This window comes from Spirochaeta isovalerica, assembly GCF_014207565.1.
Classification (GTDB): Bacteria; Spirochaetota; Spirochaetia; order DSM-2461; family DSM-2461; genus Spirochaeta_F; species Spirochaeta_F isovalerica.
Genome location: NZ_JACHGJ010000004.1, coordinates 1 through 19,303, shown reverse-complemented (window position 1 = coordinate 19,303; position 19,303 = coordinate 1). Strand labels below are relative to the sequence as shown.

Here is a 19,303-nt window from a genome sequence, read left to right as displayed (position 1 = left end):
CGGAGACATATAATCCGGGACAGGTTGACAGGCAAAAGCATTGCCGACAAATCGCAGGGGGAAAAGATGGATGAGAACAAAGTTGTGGAAATTCTGGGCAGACGGCTCAGACTGGCTGTTATCGGCGGAGCTCCGGGCTCTTTCATCGGTGGAATGCACCGCATGGCATCGCGAATCGACGACCGCTATGAAATCGTCGCATCAGTTCTCTCGTCTAACCCGGAAAAAGCTGTAAAAGCGGGCAAAGCTCTGGGGATACCTGATGATAGAGCTTACGCTGATGTCCCGACCATGCTGAAAACCGAAAAAAAACGGGAAGACGGAGCCGATGTCGTCGCTATCATGACGCCTAACGACAGTCATTTTACATATGCCATGGCAGCACTGGAACTGGGTTATCATGTCATATGCGATAAACCCATGACCAATACCGTTGAAGAAGCGGAAGCTCTTCACAACAAAGTGAAAGAGACAGGACTGGTTTTCTGTCTGACTCATAACTACACGGGCTATCCTATGGTCCGCCAGGCCAAAGCCATGGTTCAGGCCGGTAAAATAGGAGATCTGCGTCTGCTGCAGGTTGAATATGTTCAGGGCGGTAAAGCTGACGAAAGCAAGCCGGATAAAACAACGGGCCCCCGGTCCTGGAAGTTTGATCCGGAGAAAGGCGGCCCTTCGCTTGTCATGGGCGATATCGGAACACACGCCCACAATATAATCCGCTATGTGACGGGACAGGAGGTTTCGCAAATCTGCGCCGAAGCGGGAGCCATAGTGCCCGGGCGGATCGTCGATGATTTCGCCGGCGCCCTTCTGAGAATGGAAAAAGGCGCCCGGGGCAGTTATTGGGTGACCCAGGCGGCTGCCGGAGTGGAGAATTCACTGAAATTCAGGATAAGCGGGACAAAGGGGACGCTGGAATGGCATCAGGAATTTCCCCAGAGGCTGACTTACAGACCCATAGGCGCGCCCGTTCAGTCCCTGACTCCCAACGGCCCGGGTACGCTGCCTCTTGCCGCCCGATCGAGCCGGATCGCTCCCGGCCATCCCGAGGGCTTTCCTATGGGATTCGCCAACATTTACAAAGATGCGTCGGAAGCCATCGCCGCAGCTATTTCCGGAACGGAAGCGGACCCGCTGGCTTTGACCTTTCCCGATTCCTTTGACGGGTTAATGGGTGTCCGATTCGTCAAGGCTGTTGTCGATTCGACCCGGGAAGGCAGTGTCTGGAAAGAGGTTGTTCAGTCTTGATAAAAGCAGTTTAATTGTATCTTCCGTTAGAATAATCTAAAATTCAGTACGGAGGAAAATTGTGAAAATAAAAACTATATTAGCCAGACTGCTCCTTGGTTTCGGGGGGACGGCTCTTATCCTCATATTGACTCTGAGCGCTGTCGTAATTCTTATAACGATAGAATCGGTTGGTACCATAACAGATAGGTCCAGCGAAAATCTTGTCATGTCCAAAAGTGATGAAATCTCCCGCTGGATAGATGGGCTTACAAATGAAATCCATATCTATTCCAATCTTAACGTTATCAGAACAGCCGATCCCGAGGGAACAACCGAATATCTGATAAGCCGACAGGATAAGCTGAATTCTGATTTTGCCATGATTTTCTTTGCCTGGACCGACGGGTATTACAAAACCAGTCTGGGAGTGGAAGGCAACATAGCCGAACGACCCTATTTCAAGGAAATTATTTCAGGAAAATCCGATCTTGTCGTAAGTAATCCCGTAATTTCGAAATCCCTGGGGATTCCGACGTTTGTAATAGCTGAAGCAGTGAAAGACGATGCAGGGAACATTGTTGGCGTCTTTTGTGCTTCTGTGACACTGGATACTCTCTCTTCGATTGTCGAATCTGTACAATTGGGAGATACGGGATTCGGATTTATCGTTGACAGCACCGGACTTGTTATTGCACATCCAAACGAAAAATACAGAATGTCACTTAATATCGGGGAATCGGAAGTAATCGGATTCATAGGTCTCGATAAGGTCCTGGAAAAGTCTAATGATGGAGAAAAGGCATTTCGTCGTGTAACGACACCTGAAGGTGAAATCCTCAATGTGTTCACGACGTCAATCAAGTCCGTTTCCGGATGGTACATGTCTGCTACAATAGATGAGGAAGAGTATCTCGCACCTGTTCTCAAAACAGTGAATCTGATAATTTTGACAGTCTTGATTATAACAGCTATACAAATACTACTCATTGTTTTTATCGCCCGTAGTATCGTCAAACCGCTGCTTAACCTTGTCTCCTTTACCGGCAGGCTTGCCGAGGGAGATCTGACTATCTCTCTCAATATGAAAAAACGCAACGATGAAATAGGTTTGCTTGCCGGGTCTATCGTGGATATGTCGGAAAAACTGCAGGAAATAATCAGAAATATCGTTGTATCGGTGGATAATGTCACTTCTGGAAGCAACCAGATAAGTGAAAGCGCCCAGCTGCTCTCTCAGGGGGCATCCGAACAGGCAGCCGGAGCGGAAGAAGTCTCGTCTTCGATGGAGGAAATGAACAGCAATATCCAGCACAGTAACGACAATGCCTTAATGACCGAAAAAATCTCACTTAAGGTTGTTGAAGATGCGCAGAATAGCGGTGCATCAGTCGCCCAGACAGTTAGCGCCATGGATGAGATAGCCGATAAGGTTTCCATAATCGAAGAGATTGCCAGGCAGACCAATCTTCTGGCCCTTAACGCCGCAATTGAAGCTGCCAGAGCCGGTGAACAAGGGAAGGGGTTCGCCGTAGTTGCTTCGGAAGTGAGGAAATTAGCCGAAAGAAGCGGTCAGGCTGCAGGTGAGATCGGTACGCTAACCTTCAATTCTGTTAAGGTAGCGAGAGAAGCGGGGGATTTAATCGAAAAACTTGTTCCGGATATTCAGAAGACCGCTGAGCTTGTTCAGGAAATCAGCTCGTCCAGTCAGGAGCAGAAAACCGGTGTTGATCAAATTAACACGTCCATTAATCAGCTTGACAGAGTCATTCAGCAGAACTCCGCTTCATCGGAAGAATTGGCTTCCACTTCGGAGGAGCTTTCTGCGCAGGCTCAGATGCTTCATGATCTTGTCAGGTTCTTTACAATAGATTAAACAGTTACTGGAAAGCTGTTACTTTTTGGATTTTTTCCCGTATTACTCTGTATAAACTGTTGTAATAGGGGAAATCCAATGAAAGAGCTATTTTTAAAATCTGTTTTATTTATTCTCGGCATTTCTGTTCTATCTGTCGTTCTTTACAGCCAGGACAGAGATGAATATTCAATTGCCGATCAGCGAACCTTCAATGAGTACCGGCAGGCAATAGAGCGCACCGCCGATATGGTTTACGATCAGAGCGCAATCGAATTAGCCTCACGGTACGGCCTCGACATCGTCGATGTCACCTGGGAGGATACGGGACGCTATTACAATTCTTCAGTCGGTCCCAATATAAGCGACATGACTATACAGGTCGGTCTGCAGGATCGGGACAATCGCGATTTCTTTGAAGTGACGGCCATGCCCGTCATTCGCTTCCCCAACAACGATGATCTGAGCACCGATCTCGATCCGCGGGATTTTACACTCCTGACAGGCAACGAGAAAGGGGAAGACCTGAAACGGATTTCCCTATACGATTTTCTGGAATCTCCCGGGGACTTCCTTTCCGATCCGGACAGCTGGCCGGGTTTATCCAACAGTCTTCTGGCTCCGCGGGACTCGAAAGTTCTTGTTAGCGCCCAGGCTTGCTTTCTTCCCATTCCGTCAGGAGGGAAAGCCATTTTCAACCCGGTGCTCTTCAACTATCAGTCCTATGAGAAGAATCCCGCTGTTCTTACGGTTCTGGCAACCAGAGAGGGTACAAGCGTCACGATTATCGATAATGTGAGAGATACCTATGACGGAGGATTTTTCCGGGGGCAGCGCCTCTTTTTCAATCGGAACGGTGAAAAAGCCAGTCTGACCGGCCAACGGCAAAGCGAGTTTTTTCGAGAGAACAACTCCGGACAGAGTGGAACTTCATCAGCTGAAGCCGGGCGGGAAAGCGGCTTGAATATGGTTCTGCTTATTCAAATCCCGCTTAAGCAGAAACCGCAGAGACGGGGTTTTTTCGGAGGGTGGATGGAAGAATCGGCCATGGAAAGCGCCGTCCCTATGGCTATGGAAAAATCGAGCGATGTGGAAAATGCTGTAATCGGCAGCGGACCGGTGGAAGGTCCTTTCATCGAAATAGACGGACTTAAAATAAAAAGAGATCCCGATTTTCCCGTCAGAGTAACGGTCCAGTTCTATAAAGCCACTTCGAACGGTATCGTCAGCGAGCGCGATATTGATGAAATCGCCCACCAGATACGGAAGGTCTACAGCCAGGGGGATTATGTCTCCAGCCTCGTAACCGGCGGCGGTGCCGGAAGGGTAACCGAATACAGCGGTTTGAAAGTTCAGCCTCCCTTCTGGTGGAGAGATTTCTGGAGGCGCTTTGAAAAGAACAGGGGGATGGACCGGGAAGATGCGATAATCCGTCTCCTCGAGCTGCTTGGAGAGGATTATCGCGACCGGGAGGTTTCAGAACTCTATCTGAGGGATTTGCTCAGTGATATTATCTAATACAAAACAGAGAAAAGAAGAGCTGAAATACATAGAGCAATTGTTATGATCATCAGTATTATTTGAATTGTTCTGGATTTAACCCTATCAATGAGATTGGAGTAATAATCATGATCCAGTTTTGTAATCAGCTTATCTTTGTAACTGATCTGTATGACGCCGCCAATGGTTAAGCTTGAACCTCTAAGGAGAAGCCAAAAACCGGGATTTAAAGTTATCAGAGAAAAAAGGATAGGGGTTGCCAGAATTGCAAGATGATATCGTCCTATGGATTTCGGGAATTCAAAAATAACGAAATTCCAATTCCATATTGTATAGGCTAATATCCACGGAATCAAACCGGCATTTGTACTTATATAATATCCAATATGCACTATTTTATAGCTTTCCGAAATAACAGGAGTAACCCATTCTGTACTAAATAGGATATGGGTTGTAAGCAATAAAGCCGCTCCGGAAAGAACATTAAAATATGACTTTTTTTTCAGATCACTGATAAGTGCTTCCAGAATATTTATATAAAGCAGAACAACAATCGATTTTACGAGCAGGGTTCCTGGTACAACTAGCAAAGCAGTTAAAAATGTTAAAACTCTACCTATCAAAAGAGTTGAAATTTTAATTCTCTCAAATGGTACCATTTGCTTTCCTGTGATCAGAAGATAAATGGGTAGAGCTACTGTTAAAATTCCATTGCCCCATAATGGAAACAGAGCTGCTATTGAGGACAAAACTGTAAGAATGATTAATAGAAATATTGTTTCAATCGAATGATGGGTTTTTACCATAAGAAAAATCTCCAATAATTAAATGTTATTTTATGCAATATTACACCTATATCGGTAATAATTTAAATAAAAAACAATTTGGTATACGTTCCTTGTCTATGTTGACAGCAAAACTTGCAGTGGTATAATTGAACCGATTTTAAAAATAGTCAACTGTTACCTTCTGGGGATAAAATATGAAAATTCTTCAATCTATCGATTCGGTTTATTCAGAATCGTCTGTCAAAAAAAAGTTTATCGCAAAATCCATGTTCTGGGTGTGCTTCACGGTCTCTCCCATTTTTATTTATGGCTTTATTGTGAATATTCTGGAAAAAGATATTTTCGCAGCTCTCATTGAAGGCTGTTTCGCTTTGTTATTGATTACCGGTATACCGATGATATTTAAGAGAAAGATCGACTTTCTCGCGACTTCTTTTGTTTATGCAGCATTGGTCGTTGGTCTTGTTGCCGGTGTTCTGACGAAAGAGGCCTCTCTTTATTCTTCTTATATCGCCTTTGCCTTTCTAATTCCTTCTCTTGTTAGTTTGGGGTTTCTCGGCCAGTCGGTCATTCAATCCCTTATTGCAAGTTCCTTAGCAATCCTCGCAATATTATACTCATATTTTTTTAAAGCTCTTCCCTTGGCAAAGACATTAGAAGCTTCCGCGGAAAACAGCGCTGCGACTCTATTAATGGTGCCTTTACTGATGTCAATAATAGTATCCATACTCACGACAATGATCGTATACTCAACCGAAAGCATTATAGAAAAGCTTTCCGAGTCGGAAGAGGAATCCAGCAAACGGCTGACAGGTATGAAAGCTTTCTTCCAATCCCTTAAAGAAACAATCAGCGTCGGCGAGTCGCTAAACGGCTCAGCCAGAAATTCCCTTGAACATACGGAAACGATAACCGGAAATCTCGAAACCATGGAAAAAGCTGTGGAGAATCTCAAATCCCAGATCGAATCGACCCAGAATATTCACGAAACGATTGACAGGGCGGGGCAGGTCGTTCTAGAGGGTTCCCAGACCCAGTCCTCCGCAGTCGAGCAGTCCGCATCGGCTGTTGAGGAAATGGCTTCATCTATTGTGCAGATGTCGAAAACTGCCGAATCGAGACGGGAACTGATCGAAGAGCTTGTCGAGACGGAGAAGGAAGTCTCTGGTCAGATAAAAGCCGGGCAGAAATCCTTCGACAAGGTTAAACAGTCTGCCGGCGAGATGCTCAATGTCGTTTCCGTTATTTCCGACATAGCCGAAAGAACGAATCTTCTGGCAATGAACGCCGCTATCGAAGCTGCCCATGCCGGCGCTTCTGGACGCGGTTTTGCCGTTGTGGCCCAGGAAATCCGGAAACTGGCGGAAGAGGCGGGTAACAACTCGCAGAAAATCAAAGAGATTATCGAAGGCAGCATCAAGGGGATCGATCAGGCCGTTTCCATGAACAGCAAAGTGGGGAGCGAATTTCACTCCGTTTCGGAAAAAGTCCGGGAGATTGATAATGCTCTTTCGGAAATTATCAATGGTTTTTCTGAACTGGCATCGGGGACCCGGGAAATTACCCATGCCGTAGAAAACCTCACAGAAATCAACAGTTCCGTTCAGACATCGGTTTCCGAAGTTACCGACCAGCTTTCCAAAGGCAGATCCAGTGTGGATGAAATCTCCAGGGCAACCGAAGGCATTATCAGCAGTATGAATCATATTGCCGGAGATTCCAGAAATATCAGGTCTGAAGCGGAAAACATCTACAAAATCGGTCAGGACAATATCAAACATATCCGTTTGCTTGAAGAGAAGCTTTCTTGATCTATGATCTGATTATAGTCGGAGGCGGAGCTGCCGGACTTTTTGCCGCTGCCAACGTTCCTCCGGGTAAAGTCCTTCTTCTCGAAAAAATGGAAACTGCCGGAAAGAAAATTCTCATTTCCGGCGGCGGTATGTGCAATCTGACCAACTGCGATGAACCGGATGGTTTTATTCAGCACTTCGGGGCTAGAAACAAGGCTAATTTTCTTAAACCATCTCTCTACGGTTTCAGTCCGGAAATGGCTGTCCGGTGGTTTGAAGACCGGGGGTTCTCTCTTATCACCCGGGAGGATGGAAAAATATTCCCTGCCGACCTGAAAGCCCTGTCGCTAGTCAATTTTCTAATGAAAGAGATTGCAATAAAAGGTGTGGAATACAGAAACAACAGTCCGGTCTCGAAAATAAAACAGGCCGGAGAATTTTTTGAAGTCGTTTCCGGAGACAAAATCTTTCCCAGCCGCTTTGTTCTGATAACCGCCGGAGGAAAAAGCTTTCCATCGACCGGTTCCGATGGGGCGGCTTATGCTCTGGCCCGTTCTATGGGACACAGAATTATTGATCCCACACAAGCTCTCGCATCAGTGTATATAGACTCATACAAGTACGGATCCCTCTCGGGAAGTTCTCTCAGAGATATACAGATCGATTTTTTTCATCGGGGAGAAAAGAAACGCTATCTTCAGAGCCGGGGAGATCTTCTCTTCACTCATAATGGTTTGTCCGGTCCGGTTATTCTCAATAATTCCCGGTTTATCAGATCCGGTGATGTCCTGGATATCTGTCTTGTCCCCGGTGACAACAGAGAGGTTCTCAGGGAAGAACTTCAGAAAGAGTGGACAGCCCGGGGAGGCAAAACTGTAAAAACTTTCCTGAAAGCAATCGGTTTATTTTCCTCTCTTGCTGAAAATCTGCTTGAATCCTTCGGGATTAATCAGGCTGCTCTGTGCCATACAGTCGGGAAAAAAGACAGGAACAGGCTCTTTTCCTCGCTCCTCCACTTAACGCTGACCGTCTCCGGAAAATCTTCTTTCTCCGCTGCCATGGCAACAGCCGGAGGTATCGATCTCGGGGATGTCGACAGAAAAACGATGGAGTCCAAAGTTGTTCCGGGTCTGTTTTTTGCCGGAGAGATTCTGGATATTGACGGCGATACTGGGGGATACAATATTCAGGCCGCATTCTCCACGGCTTTTACTGCCGTCCGTACTTTCTCCGCAAGAAGAGAAAGAGAAGATAGGCCGGTCTGAACGCGAGATAAACAAGAGTGAAGATTACAGCACCTACAGGCAACCAGTCTCCATATCGGGTATAGAAAGTCATAGGTTTCTCCATAAGGGGGATCTCTGCGATAATGTAGCCTTTTTCGTAAAATTCCTTTACTTCGCCCTGGATACGTCCCGTTGAATCGGCATAAACCGTATAGCCCGAACAGGTGGCCCTCATCATCGGCCTCCTGTTTTCCACGGCGCGGAACAAACCGTTTATGCCATGCTGCATCCCCTCTACAGGAGACAGGGACCAGTAGTCGTTGCTCAGGTTGGCAATATACTGGCCTCCTTCCAGGACATATTTGCGAATGTGGCCGGGAAAGGCATCTTCAAAACAGATGGGAGTAAAGATGCTCAAGTCTCCGGCTTGCATAACTTTCCAATCCCAGCCCGCAAGCCAGTTGGACGTATCGAATTTCTGGAGAAACTCCCACATCCTCGGGAGCTCCTCCTTATAGGGAAAATGCTCCGTAAAGGGTACCAGTTTTATTTTGTGGTAGATGTCGCTGATGGAACCATCGGGGGAGAGTAGAACGGACGAATTGAAATTGCGCCTTATTTCCTTGTCTCCCTCCTGGAGGAAAATGTGATCCTGGGTTCCCGTCACAAGCCATGTTCCGATGGTTTTTACATAGTCAACAAGCTGTATAACCAGCTTCCCGTTATTGTAGTTCTGACGGCTTTCATCGCTGTACCATCGGATGTCGGGCTTGAACGATCCCTCGGGCCACAGAACCAGATCGGGAGTTGTCCCCAATTCGGCGATGGCGGCATCGGTCATTTCAATAGCGAAGTCGAGGCTTTGCTGGTAACTGTGTTTCCGGGGGTCGCGGTTCTGCTGAACGACGATTATCTTTGCAGTCCTATCAGCCTGATTCTCCATATTTTCAATAACTTTGATTCTGATACCCCCCCAGAGGGTAATCACAATAGTAAGGGACAGCATGACAGCAGGGAAGATCCGGCGGCTTTTTGCGTCCCGGTTTCCATCGGCAAGCCAGGCTATGGCACTGTTAAAGTAGAGGAGTACGAGGCTCAGCCCCCATATACCCGTAATTGAAGCCAGCTGAATAAAGGGACTGAAAGCGAACTGGCTCGTCCCGATCAATCCCCAGGGATAACCGATATAACCGACAGACCTCAGATACTCGAAGACCAGCCACAGGGGAGGAATGATCAGGAGCTTCCATTTTCCGCTTATTTTTACTGCCAGATTGAGAACAATCATGAATAAGAAGTATTCGATCAGCAGTCCAATGGTTACGAGCTGAAGACCTATGTAGCTGTATGTTCCCTGCCAGAAGTTGATGAAGATTGCCTGAAGTACACCAAACGTGGAGCCGTAGAATAGCCCCTTTCTGAAACCTGATTTTTCCAGCACCAGAAAGAGGGGTACCAGAGCGAACCAGGCGAGAAAGGGGAAGCCTTTAAGGCTGAGTTGATTGGGAAAGCTGAGGCTGTATAAAATCGCCGAAAGAATAACCAGACCGAGGGAAAAGGCGTATAGGTTTTTCTCTTTCCTGTCCTTCCAGTACATCCATAATGTGATGATAAAGACCGGTACGAAGCGGATATAAGCATAAAGCTGTTCAGTCGAGGTATCCTGGGCAATGGTCACCTGGCCTTTCGTAGCGACGAACTTCTGAAAATAATCCATATTGGCATTACGGGCGAAAAACCACGAGAAGAGAAACAGAACAATATTAACCACCAGTGTCAGTTCTATAAGAGCCCCCCTTCTTATTCCCATGACATGAAGGAGAACCACTGAGGCAAATAAAATCAGAAGAATGATATAAGCCATATCAAAGAGACTTACCCTTTTGGCGCTGAAGGAAAAAGCCTCATTTATACCGGTAGAAGAATCGAGCTCTTCCAGTGAGAAAAACTGCTGGGAATGGCGTTCCATAAGTATTTCAGATTTACAATCTCTCAGGGCGAGATGTATGTTGTAACCGGTTTCTTCATTGCCGTAGAGAGAAACGGTAAGCATTTTTTCAATTCCCGCATCATTGGCTATCTTCAGATAATCCGAATAAGGCTGGTATGCTTTAACTTCATCGGGATGCTTGTTGAAATAATCCTCGAAACGGATCTGCCGTACTATGGTGTACGAGCCGGTTTTAACCATATGGCTTTCAATAATTTTCGTCAGATCGTCAATAAACGTTTCGTCTTTGCCTATGGAGTTGTAGACCGGTGAGACGATGACAGTCGTTTTGTCCAATGTCGCCATGGGACCGAAAAAAGAAAGAATGACTTCCGCAACCAGAACAGTGAAGGCCAAAAAAGAAATGATCAGATGGCTTTTGCCGGATTTTGATAAAAGCATACTGAATTTTACCCCTCTTTTTCAGAAATCTCAGTTTAAAACTTAAATAACAGGAGAAAAAAGGGTTTGCGGTTCTGCCCGGGAAACGCGCTTCACTCATTTTCCCTTCCCGTGCTATCATGAATCAACTCAGAGGTCTCATAAGATGAATATATATGACATAGCAAAACTGGCCGGTGTTTCTTATGCCACAGTATCCCGTGTAATCAATAATAAGGATGATGTGAAGCAGGAAACGCGGGAGAGGGTACAGAAGATTCTCGATGAACACGGGTATCTGCCCAACAGCTTTGCCAGGGGACTTTCCATGAGCGGCATGAAACTGATCGGTATCCTGCTCATAGATGTGAGAAATCTGCATCACAGCAATACGGCTTTCCATATTGAAACGGAATTCGCCAAATTCGGATATACGTCATTTATCGCCGGCTGCGGACTCGATAATACGAAACAGGAAGAGTATCTGCGCGTTATGGCGAGCCGCAATGTCGATGGTCTGGTTCTGATCGGCTCCCGTTTTCAAAATGAAGAAACCAGAAAAAACATTAAAAAATATTTCAGCGGTAAACCGGTCGTCATCGCCAACGGTTATCTGGATCTACCCAATGTCTGTGGTATTGTCGATGAGGAAAGGAAGGCTGTCGCCGGTGTTGTCGATTTGCTCGTATCCAGAGGACACAGGAATATCGCTTTCGTCAATGATTATGTGACTTTCAGTGCCCAGGAGAAAGAAGCGGGGTTTATGGAGGGAATCGAAAGAAACAATATCCTCTATAATGAAAACAATATACGCCATATCAAAACGGATATCGATGTCAGCATCGTTGAATCGGAGAAGCTTTTCAGTCTGAACCGCGATATTACCGCGGCAATTTACAGTGAAGATCTTATGGCAGTGGGGGGAGTGAAAGCTTGCGGCAGGCTCAATCTGAAAATTCCCGACGATATCAGTATAATTGGTTTCAACAACTCGATTTATTCTGATGTATCGACACCAAGAATCAGCACTATAGATAATAAAAGATATGATCTGGGAGCTAAATGCACAGATGCTCTGTACGCCATGCTGAAGGGAAAAAAAGTCGAACCTGTCGTGAAAATCATACCCGAGCTAATTCACAAAGAAACAACAAATCTTATCGAATAATTTTTCAAAAATAAATCTTGACAACTGGATAAGCCATGCTAATATTAAACCGTAAGCGGTTACGGAACCAGTTTTTTCGGTTCCTTTTATTATGGGAACTTCGTAAGCGCTTACAGAGAGGCGGTTTTTTGAACTGCAATTTTTTTACCTATTGCCGTAAGCGGTTACGATAGAGGGCTATGTCTTGTCCCTCATTATTTTTATGAAAATCGTAAGCGGTTACGATAAAAGTGAAAGTTGGTTATACAAGGGAGTTTCAGATGATTTTTTCATCAATACAGGCAGAGATGAGAGCCGGGCTTTATCCCGTCGTGATCGAAGATGCCATCCGGTTTTTCAGAAATACGGATTTCAGTTCTTACGAAACCGGAGAATATGAAATCCGCGGCAGAGATATTCTCTTTCAGGTACACGACATTGATACATCTCCTGCTGAAGAGAGGAAACCGGAAATCCACAGAAAGTACATAGATGTCCAGTTCCTCTTTAAAGGAAAAGAGTCGATCGGCGTTGTTTCCGATTCAGGAGAAAACGAGGTCACGGAAGATCTGCTCGATCAGAGAGATATACTTTTTTACAAAGAAGTGAAGAACGAAACATTCGTATCCATGAAAGAAGGTGATTTCTGTGTTTTTTTTCCCGAGGACATACACAGGCCGGGATGTCAGAGGGATGGAAGTTCCCGCATCAGAAAAATCGTGTACAAGATCAATGTGAAACTTCTGGAGGATAAATAATATGTTGAACAAAAGCGAAGTCAACTGGGGCATGATCGGCTGCGGCCAGGTTACGGAAGTGAAAAGCGGTCCGGGACTCTATAAATCGGAAAACTCCAATCTGGTCGGTGTATACAATGTCGATTACGACCTGACTCTCGATTACATCAAGAGGCATGGAGTCGAGAAGGCTTATAAAACAGTAGAGGAACTGCTGACTGATCCGGAGGTGGATATCATTTATGTGGCGACGCCTCCGAAGTTCCATTATCAATATGCGTTGGATATTCTTAATGCCGGGAAAATCCCCTATATAGAAAAACCTGTCGCGCTGAATTACAAACAGGCTCTGGAAATCAAGATGCTCTCTGAAAAGTTGAATATTCCCGTTTATGTTGCTTTTTACAGAAGGGGAGTGGAAAAATTCCTTAAAATGAAAGAGCTGCTCGATCAGAAAATACTCGGCGATATCCGATATCTTTATGTAACTCAGATCATGCCTGTGGAAGAGAGTGAGCTCGATCCGGCTCATTTGCCCTGGAGAGTTATTCCCTCCATTTCCGGCGGCGGGAAATTTCTCGATATGGCCGTTCATGTTCTCGATGTTCTGATCATGTTTTTCGGAGAAATAGAAGATATGCAGGGCATTGTGACCAATCAGGGCGGATACTACGAAGCCGATGACACGGTAATCGCCACTTTCAAGTTCAGGAACGGCATTGTCGGTTCCGGGACCTGGTGTTACGTTGCGGATAAGAATATAAACGAAGTGCAGATTGTCGGAGAAAAAGGCCGGATAACTTATGACGGGCTTTCCGCCAAGAGATTCACCCTGGAGCTGGACGGCAAATCGGAGACATTCGAGTTCCCCGAGCCCGAACATGCCAGCATGCCCTACCAGCAGGCCGTGGTTAATGAACTGATCGGCAAGGCGAAAAGCGAAGCCAATTTCGAACAGGCTATCAATACTGTGAAAATCACCGACATGATCCTCGATGGCTACAGAAAAGGACTGGAAAAATGAAAAGAGTCAAATATGACGACATGGTGGCGGAATTCGAACGGGTTCTCCTTTCCAGAGGATTTGATCAGGAGACGGCACATGAGAGCGCGGTAATTTTTGCTAAAAACAGTGTGGATGGCGTTTATTCCCATGGGATCAACCGCTTTCCCCGGGTTATCTCCTATATCGAGAAAGGGTATATCGATCCCAAGGCGACTCCGACCGTCGATGCGTCATTCGGAGCCATGGAAAGATGGAACGGTAACCTCGCCATGGGTAACACAACGGCGAAAAAAGCCATGAGCAGAGCTGTCGAGCTGGCGAAAGAACATGGAATGGGAATTGTCGCTATCGCCAACACGAATCACTGGATGCGCGGCGGAGCTTTCGGATGGCAGGCTGCTGATGCGGGAATGATCGGAATCTGCTGGACCAATACCATGCCTAACATGCCGGCCTGGGGAGCGAAGGACAGACGGATCGGAAACAATCCGCTGGTCATCGCCGTTCCCAGAAGCAACGGCGAGCATGTGGTGGTCGATTCGGCTCTGGCCCAGTTTTCCTACGGAAAGATCGAGGAAACCAAGCTAAAGGGGAAACAGCTTCCCTTCGCGGGCGGGTACGATTCGGAAGGGAACCTGACGACTGATCCCGCAGAAATCGAGAAAACATGGCGGGTTCTTCCTATGGGTTTCTGGAAGGGATCGGGACTGTCTATCGTTCTCGACCTGGTGGCGACTGTTCTCTCCGGCGGGAACTCGACGACAGCTGTCGGCAAAATGAGCGATGACGAATACGGCGTTTCCCAGGTCTGCATCGCCATCGATCCGACAAAAGCCGGTTCCGTCGATATCAACGATGCCATGATCAATGAAGTCCTTGAGGATATCAAGGGATCGGAAAAGGCCGATGAAGGCAGTGAAATCCTTTATCCGGGAGAACGGGCTTTCAGAACCAGACAGGAGAATCTCAAAGAGGGAATCCCCGTTTTTGAGGATATCTGGGAAAGCATAAGAAAAATGTAGATATTTAATCCTTCAGGAGAAGGTGTAAATATAAAAAGAACAAGGAGATTTATATGAACAAATTTATGACGGCAATGTTAGCTATGCTGATGGTTTTCAGCGCAGCGGTTTTTGGAAACGGTCAGCAGGAAGCTTCCGGTGATAAGGTTATCACCCTTCGTGTCGCCCATAACCAGACATCACTGGATAACCCCTATCAGTTCGGTCTGGTGAAATTTGCATCTGAGCTGGAAAGACTTTCCGGTGGAACCATGAAAGCGGAAGTTTATCCCGGTACTCTGGGAACAAACGAATCTGAACTGGCTATGAAACTGACAACCAACTCAGTTGATATGGTAGTCGCTTCTCCGGGATTCATGTCCCAGACCGGTGTAAAGGAATTCGACCTTCTCTCTCTTCTCTACCTCTTCGACAGTTTCGATGACTGGGAAACAGCAATCGACGGCGAGTTCGGTGACAAAATGAAAGATCTTATCAAAGAAAAGACAAATAACGAGTTTAAAGTTGTCGGTTACTACTCTTCCGGAGTAAGAAACTTTTACGGAAAGAAACCCATCAATGTTCCTTCCGATGCGGCTGGTCTGAACATCAGAACTCAGGGATCTCCCGTACAGCAGCTTTTCTGGAAAAACGCCGGAGCCAACCCCATCAGCGTTGGATGGCAGGAACTCTACCAGGCACTTAACACAGGAACAGCTGATGCGGCTGAAAATGACCATACAAATATGATGCTTAAAGAGCACCATAAAACTCCCAACGGTAAATACACTTCGCTCACAATGCATGACTTCACAACAAGACTCCTTCTTATGAACGGGAACGCTTTCGACAAGTTCACTCCCGAGCAGCAGGGATGGATTCTCGAAGCGGCGAAAGCTTCCGTAGAAGAAGAAAGAGCCGTTACTTACAAAATGCTCGACGAGTCCAGAGCTAAAATCCTTGCCGACGGCGGTATGATCAACGAAGTTGACCTTACGGCTTTCAAAGCGCTTGCTCTTCCCATCCAGGACGACTACGCTAAACAGAACGGAATGGAAGACCTTCTGGAATTGGCCAGACAATAATATTCTAGATTGACCAGCGGAACAGGGGTACCTCCGGGCAACCCCTGTTCCGCTTTGCGGAGATTCGAAAAGTGGAAAGATTTGTCAGATATATCAGAAATGTCGAGCTTGGCCTGGGAGCCGCATTTATCACTATTTTCTTTATTACCATAGTTATTCAGGTTTTTTCCCGATATCTGGGGATTACCGTAATGTGGACAGGAGAGGTTAGCACCTATTCCTTTACCTGGGCAGTATTTATGGGAGCCGGAGCCATGACTTATGAAAATAAGCATTTCGCCTTCGATTCGCTCCTTCACCATCTCAAAGGGAAAAAGAAAGAGATCCTGAAGATTTTTATCTCTCTGATCATTCTGATCTTTTCCCTGGCGACTCTCTATTACGGTGTTATCATCACTCAGAAATTCTGGAACTACCGGTGGATCAATCTGCCGATAAAAATGGGCTGGACCTGGCTCTGCGTTCCCATACTCGGCGGGACGGCGGCTCTCTACAGTTTTACCCATATTCTCGATCACATTAAAAACTACAGAAAAGGGGGTATGCCTCTATGACACAGGTATTGCTTGTCCTTTTGTTTATCGGACTCATCGTTCTTGGAGTCCCCATATCCTATGTCATCGGTGTCGTGGCTTTTACCGGTGTAATTCTCATTGACAATCTCAGCGGAATCGTCGTCTTTATGAAGATGTTTACCGGCCTCGGCTCTTTTGTCCTCCTGGCCGTTCCGCTTTTCATACTGGCTGCCAATCTTATGAACCATGGCTCTATATCCAAGCGGCTCATCGATCTGAGTATCGCTCTGGTCGGCCATATCAGGGGAGGGCTGGCACACGCCAATATACTCGTTTCCATGATTTTCGCCGGGGTTTCCGGATCGTCTCAGGCCGACACGGCGGGTGTGGGTAAAATTCTCATCCCCCAGATGGAAGAAAACGGTTATGATAAAGGAACCTCGGTCGGCGTTACCGCGGCTTCCTCTACGCTGGGAAGCATTATCCCTCCGAGCATCACCATGGTTGTCTACGCGGGAATCGCCAATGTATCTACAGGAGCTCTCTTCATGATCGGGATTATTCCCGGTATCATTCTGGGCGTGTCCATGATGATCGTTGTCTACTTCATCAGCCTGAAAAAGGGATTCCCCAGAAGTGATAAAACGACATTCAAAGTCAAGGTAAAACTCTTTCTCGAGAACCTTCCCGCGCTGCTCACTCCGGTTATAATTATCGGGGGCATCGTAACAGGAGCCTACACTCCAACGGAGGCGGCTGCTTTCGCCAGCGTCTACGCGCTTCTTATCGGGATGTTTGTCTATAAGACGATCAAGATCAGGAATCTGCCCCATATCGTTATGGAGACATTGAAACTCAGTTCTCTCTCCCTTTTCGCTCTGGCAACGGCCAACGCACTGGGCGAGCTGCTCGGCTACTACAATGTTTCGACATACGCTGCGAAGTTTTTTCTCGAACTTCCCGGAGGGCAGACAACTTTTATCCTGATCGTCATTCTGTTTTTCCTCTTTATCGGAACCTTTATGGATGCCGTTCCGGCCATGATCCTCTTCGTCCCTGTTATTCTGCCTGGAGCCATGGCGCTGGGAGTTGATCCCACCCATCTCGGTCTGATTATCGTTATGACTCTGGCCCTCGGTCTGGTAACGCCGCCCTATGGGCTCTGCCTGCTGATCGCCGGCTCGATCTCCGATCTGAGCTTGTCGGAATCCTTTAAAGGGGTTCTGCCTTATTTCCTGGTGGCCGTTGTCGTCCTGATAACCATAGCCCTTTTCCCGGGAGTGATACTGGGAATACCCAAAATGATAAATCCCGCTTTGTTCTAGCGGTAAAGGTGTAAAATTGAAAGCGATACGAATTCCGGAGCCTTATAAAATAGAGGTTGCCGAAGTTGAAATGGAAAAAATACAAAAGGATGATGAAGTTCTGATCAAAGTGAAAGCCGGGGGGATCTGCGGATCAGATATGCACGGCTACCACGGAACATCGCCCTTCATCAAATATCCGGTTATTCCCGGCCATGAGTTTGCCGGGGAAGTGGTAGAAGTCGGACCCGCCGTTAAAGATATTGCGGTGGGAGACCATGTCAGCGTTGATCCCATCGTAACCTGCGGCGAGTGCTATGCCTGCAAATCCGGACGGTATAACGTCTGCTCGACACTGGAAGTCAGAGGCGTGCACCGGGACGGGGGATTCCGCGAATACGTGGTTATTCCCGCTTCTTCCTGCCATAAAATCAACAAGGATATCCCCTGGGAAGTGGCTTGTCTTGTCGAGCCCTTTACAATTGCTTCCCAGTCCCTGTCCAGAGGTTCCGTGTCAAAAGATGACATTGTCTATGTAGCAGGAGCCGGGCCGATCGGTCTGACGATACTTCTGACAGCTAAAAGTTATGGAGCGACTGTCATTATCGCCGATATCGCTGATGAAAAACTTTTCAGGGCTAAAAATATCGGGGCGGACTACGTTATTAACAGTAAAACCAGCTCTCTGGAGGCGTTTCTCGAAGAGCATGAGAATATCGAAGGGATTACTCTGGCCATCGATGCGGTAGGACATCCGAGTATCATCGAGGGGATTCTTCCCAATATGATGCCGACCGGAAGGGTGGTATTGTTGGGATTTCTGAAGGAGGCGTCCAGTCTGATTCAGATGGAGGTTACCAAGCGAGAGCTCGATATTAAGGGATCCCGTTTGAGCTGTAATAAATTCCCTGTTGTCGTAGATTTTATTGAGAAAGAGATGTTCGATCCCCGGAAGATTATTTCCCATAAGTTCAGTTTTCTCGAGGTGGAGGAAGCAATCCGGACTCTGGAAGAGAAACCGAATGAAACCTGTAAGGTTGTTCTGGAATTCTGATATAATTACTCATTCTCAAGCTATAATGCTTCCCGCAGCCCGGGAAGCAGGTTTACTAATTTATTTCCGCTATTATCCATAATATTAAAAACTGTTTTACCTTATTGAGCTGAATAAATTAACCTGGCCATTTGCCTCATCCGGCTGATCCAGAGAATAATAGCTCAGCGCTAAAAAAGTAGTATGTAGCGAAATGTTCCTTCATAGATAAAGACCGGGATCCTATCATCACGGCAGCTTTATAGTCTCCCATCCTGAATGCAAATTCTGTTGATATCCTGAAAGCGGGTTCCCAGCCGGGCAGTTTCTCCATCAGATTTCCCAGTATTCCGGCGACATGATTATAATCATTCAATATCATTGAGGCTTTAGCCACATTCAAATGAAAGTATCGGCTCATACCATCCATAATTGACATCTCCGATAATGGCATACAAACACTCCTGTTATGGTATGCCTGCAATTGTAAATTATCATATCGTATCGTACCCCCAATCTACATAACGTCCAAATCAATTGCTTTTTCGCCCCGAAGGGTTGGCAGACAATTTGCGTAAGCAAATTTGTGTGCCAAAGAAAATGTCAATTTCATTTGTTTGGTACGCCCGACATGGCGATATGCTCATGAGGTGAAAGTCCTCTACAGCTACCCACGTATAGTTTAATGCTATACCAACTGTTAGTCGACGGC

16 protein-coding genes are annotated in these 19,303 nt (G+C 46.5%); 13 read left to right on the top strand and 3 right to left on the bottom strand.

Annotation, left to right across the window (positions count from 1 at the left end):
- The first annotated feature begins 66 nt into the window (after positions 1–66).
- From HNR50_RS11510 to HNR50_RS11500, 3 genes are all read left to right on the top strand, one after another.
- On the top strand, positions 67–1,251 hold the full coding sequence (locus tag HNR50_RS11510; RefSeq protein WP_184746923.1) for a Gfo/Idh/MocA family protein: 1,185 nt from the start codon (positions 67–69) through the stop codon (positions 1,249–1,251).
- A 61-nt stretch (positions 1,252–1,312) separates the two neighbouring features.
- Positions 1,313–3,106 carry a methyl-accepting chemotaxis protein gene (locus tag HNR50_RS22185; RefSeq protein ID WP_221439862.1) on the top strand — a complete coding sequence of 598 codons (1,794 nt, stop codon included), beginning with the start codon at positions 1,313–1,315 and terminating at the stop codon, positions 3,104–3,106.
- A gap of 78 nt (positions 3,107–3,184) precedes the next feature.
- The gene (locus HNR50_RS11500) at positions 3,185–4,603 is read left to right on the top strand and encodes a hypothetical protein (protein ID WP_184746922.1); all 1,419 of its coding nucleotides are present in this window, start codon (positions 3,185–3,187) and stop codon (positions 4,601–4,603) included.
- Here HNR50_RS11500 and HNR50_RS11495 read toward each other — a convergent pair.
- Positions 4,600–5,391 (bottom strand): hypothetical protein, encoded by a 792-nt coding sequence (locus tag HNR50_RS11495; RefSeq protein WP_184746921.1) that lies wholly within the window; start codon positions 5,389–5,391, stop codon positions 4,600–4,602. The two genes, HNR50_RS11500 and HNR50_RS11495, sit on opposite strands and share 4 nt — an antisense overlap.
- A 176-nt stretch (positions 5,392–5,567) precedes the next feature.
- On the opposite strand from HNR50_RS11495, the gene HNR50_RS11490 reads away from it, so the two are divergent.
- Both HNR50_RS11490 and HNR50_RS11485 read left to right on the top strand, forming a co-directional pair.
- Positions 5,568–7,184 (top strand): methyl-accepting chemotaxis protein, encoded by a 1,617-nt coding sequence (locus tag HNR50_RS11490; RefSeq protein WP_184746920.1) that lies wholly within the window; start codon positions 5,568–5,570, stop codon positions 7,182–7,184.
- Positions 7,181–8,431 (top strand): aminoacetone oxidase family FAD-binding enzyme, encoded by a 1,251-nt coding sequence (locus tag HNR50_RS11485; protein WP_184746919.1) that lies wholly within the window; start codon positions 7,181–7,183, stop codon positions 8,429–8,431. The genes HNR50_RS11490 and HNR50_RS11485 overlap by 4 nt, the downstream gene beginning before the upstream one ends.
- Here HNR50_RS11485 and lnt read toward each other — a convergent pair.
- Positions 8,376–10,784, bottom strand: coding sequence for an apolipoprotein N-acyltransferase (gene lnt / locus HNR50_RS11480; protein ID WP_184746918.1), 2,409 nt, complete (start codon positions 10,782–10,784; stop codon positions 8,376–8,378). The two genes, HNR50_RS11485 and lnt, sit on opposite strands and share 56 nt — an antisense overlap.
- A gap of 145 nt (positions 10,785–10,929) precedes the next feature.
- Here lnt and HNR50_RS11475 point away from each other — a divergent pair, with 145 nt between their 5' ends.
- The 8 genes from HNR50_RS11475 (at position 10,930) to HNR50_RS11440 (ending at position 18,612) form a co-directional block, all read left to right on the top strand.
- Positions 10,930–11,931: a LacI family DNA-binding transcriptional regulator gene (locus tag HNR50_RS11475; protein WP_184746917.1), complete on the top strand. Its 1,002-nt coding sequence runs from the start codon at positions 10,930–10,932 to the stop codon at positions 11,929–11,931.
- Between the two features lie 260 nt (positions 11,932–12,191).
- Entirely contained in the window at positions 12,192–12,668 is a 477-nt protein-coding gene (locus HNR50_RS11470) for a NanQ anomerase/TabA/YiaL family protein (RefSeq protein ID WP_184746916.1), read from the top strand.
- Position 12,669: 1 nt separating this feature from the next.
- Entirely contained in the window at positions 12,670–13,671 is a 1,002-nt protein-coding gene (locus tag HNR50_RS11465; protein WP_184746915.1) for a Gfo/Idh/MocA family protein, read from the top strand.
- Positions 13,668–14,675 (top strand): 3-dehydro-L-gulonate 2-dehydrogenase, encoded by a 1,008-nt coding sequence (gene yiaK, locus HNR50_RS11460; RefSeq protein ID WP_184746914.1) that lies wholly within the window; start codon positions 13,668–13,670, stop codon positions 14,673–14,675. The genes HNR50_RS11465 and yiaK overlap by 4 nt, the downstream gene beginning before the upstream one ends.
- Before the next feature lie 53 nt (positions 14,676–14,728).
- Positions 14,729–15,739 carry a TRAP transporter substrate-binding protein gene (locus HNR50_RS11455; protein ID WP_184746913.1) on the top strand — a complete coding sequence of 337 codons (1,011 nt, stop codon included), beginning with the start codon at positions 14,729–14,731 and terminating at the stop codon, positions 15,737–15,739.
- A gap of 71 nt (positions 15,740–15,810) precedes the next feature.
- Positions 15,811–16,293 (top strand): TRAP transporter small permease subunit, encoded by a 483-nt coding sequence (locus HNR50_RS11450; RefSeq protein WP_184746912.1) that lies wholly within the window; start codon positions 15,811–15,813, stop codon positions 16,291–16,293.
- Positions 16,290–17,579, top strand: a complete 1,290-nt coding sequence (locus tag HNR50_RS11445) for a TRAP transporter large permease (RefSeq protein WP_184746911.1) — start codon at positions 16,290–16,292, stop codon at positions 17,577–17,579. The genes HNR50_RS11450 and HNR50_RS11445 overlap by 4 nt, the downstream gene beginning before the upstream one ends.
- Positions 17,580–17,595: 16 nt before the next feature.
- A complete protein-coding gene (locus HNR50_RS11440) occupies positions 17,596–18,612 on the top strand; it encodes a zinc-binding alcohol dehydrogenase family protein (protein WP_184746910.1) in 1,017 nt (338 codons plus the stop codon).
- A gap of 136 nt (positions 18,613–18,748) precedes the next feature.
- Here the strand turns inward: HNR50_RS11440 and HNR50_RS11435 are convergent, their stop codons facing one another.
- The gene (locus HNR50_RS11435) at positions 18,749–19,045 is read right to left on the bottom strand and encodes a hypothetical protein (protein ID WP_184746909.1); all 297 of its coding nucleotides are present in this window, start codon (positions 19,043–19,045) and stop codon (positions 18,749–18,751) included.
- Positions 19,046–19,303: the final 258 nt, after the last annotated feature.

Excerpts from the sequence above, each read along its gene's own strand:
- HNR50_RS11445 (WP_184746911.1), top strand. The coding sequence starts at position 16,290 with ATGACACAGGTATTGCTTGTCCTTTTGTTTATCGGACTCATCGTTCTT.
- HNR50_RS11465 (WP_184746915.1), top strand. The coding sequence starts at position 12,670 with ATGTTGAACAAAAGCGAAGTCAACTGGGGCATGATCGGCTGCGGCCAG.
- HNR50_RS11490 (WP_184746920.1), top strand. The coding sequence starts at position 5,568 with ATGAAAATTCTTCAATCTATCGATTCGGTTTATTCAGAATCGTCTGTC.
- lnt (WP_184746918.1), bottom strand. The coding sequence starts at position 10,784 with ATGCTTTTATCAAAATCCGGCAAAAGCCATCTGATCATTTCTTTTTTG.
- HNR50_RS11500 (WP_184746922.1), top strand. The coding sequence starts at position 3,185 with ATGAAAGAGCTATTTTTAAAATCTGTTTTATTTATTCTCGGCATTTCT.
- HNR50_RS11455 (WP_184746913.1), top strand. The coding sequence starts at position 14,729 with ATGAACAAATTTATGACGGCAATGTTAGCTATGCTGATGGTTTTCAGC.
- HNR50_RS11470 (WP_184746916.1), top strand. The coding sequence starts at position 12,192 with ATGATTTTTTCATCAATACAGGCAGAGATGAGAGCCGGGCTTTATCCC.
- HNR50_RS11495 (WP_184746921.1), bottom strand. The coding sequence starts at position 5,391 with ATGGTAAAAACCCATCATTCGATTGAAACAATATTTCTATTAATCATT.
- HNR50_RS11435 (WP_184746909.1), bottom strand. The coding sequence starts at position 19,045 with ATGCCATTATCGGAGATGTCAATTATGGATGGTATGAGCCGATACTTT.
- HNR50_RS11475 (WP_184746917.1), top strand. The coding sequence starts at position 10,930 with ATGAATATATATGACATAGCAAAACTGGCCGGTGTTTCTTATGCCACA.
- yiaK (WP_184746914.1), top strand. The coding sequence starts at position 13,668 with ATGAAAAGAGTCAAATATGACGACATGGTGGCGGAATTCGAACGGGTT.
- HNR50_RS11510 (WP_184746923.1), top strand. The coding sequence starts at position 67 with ATGGATGAGAACAAAGTTGTGGAAATTCTGGGCAGACGGCTCAGACTG.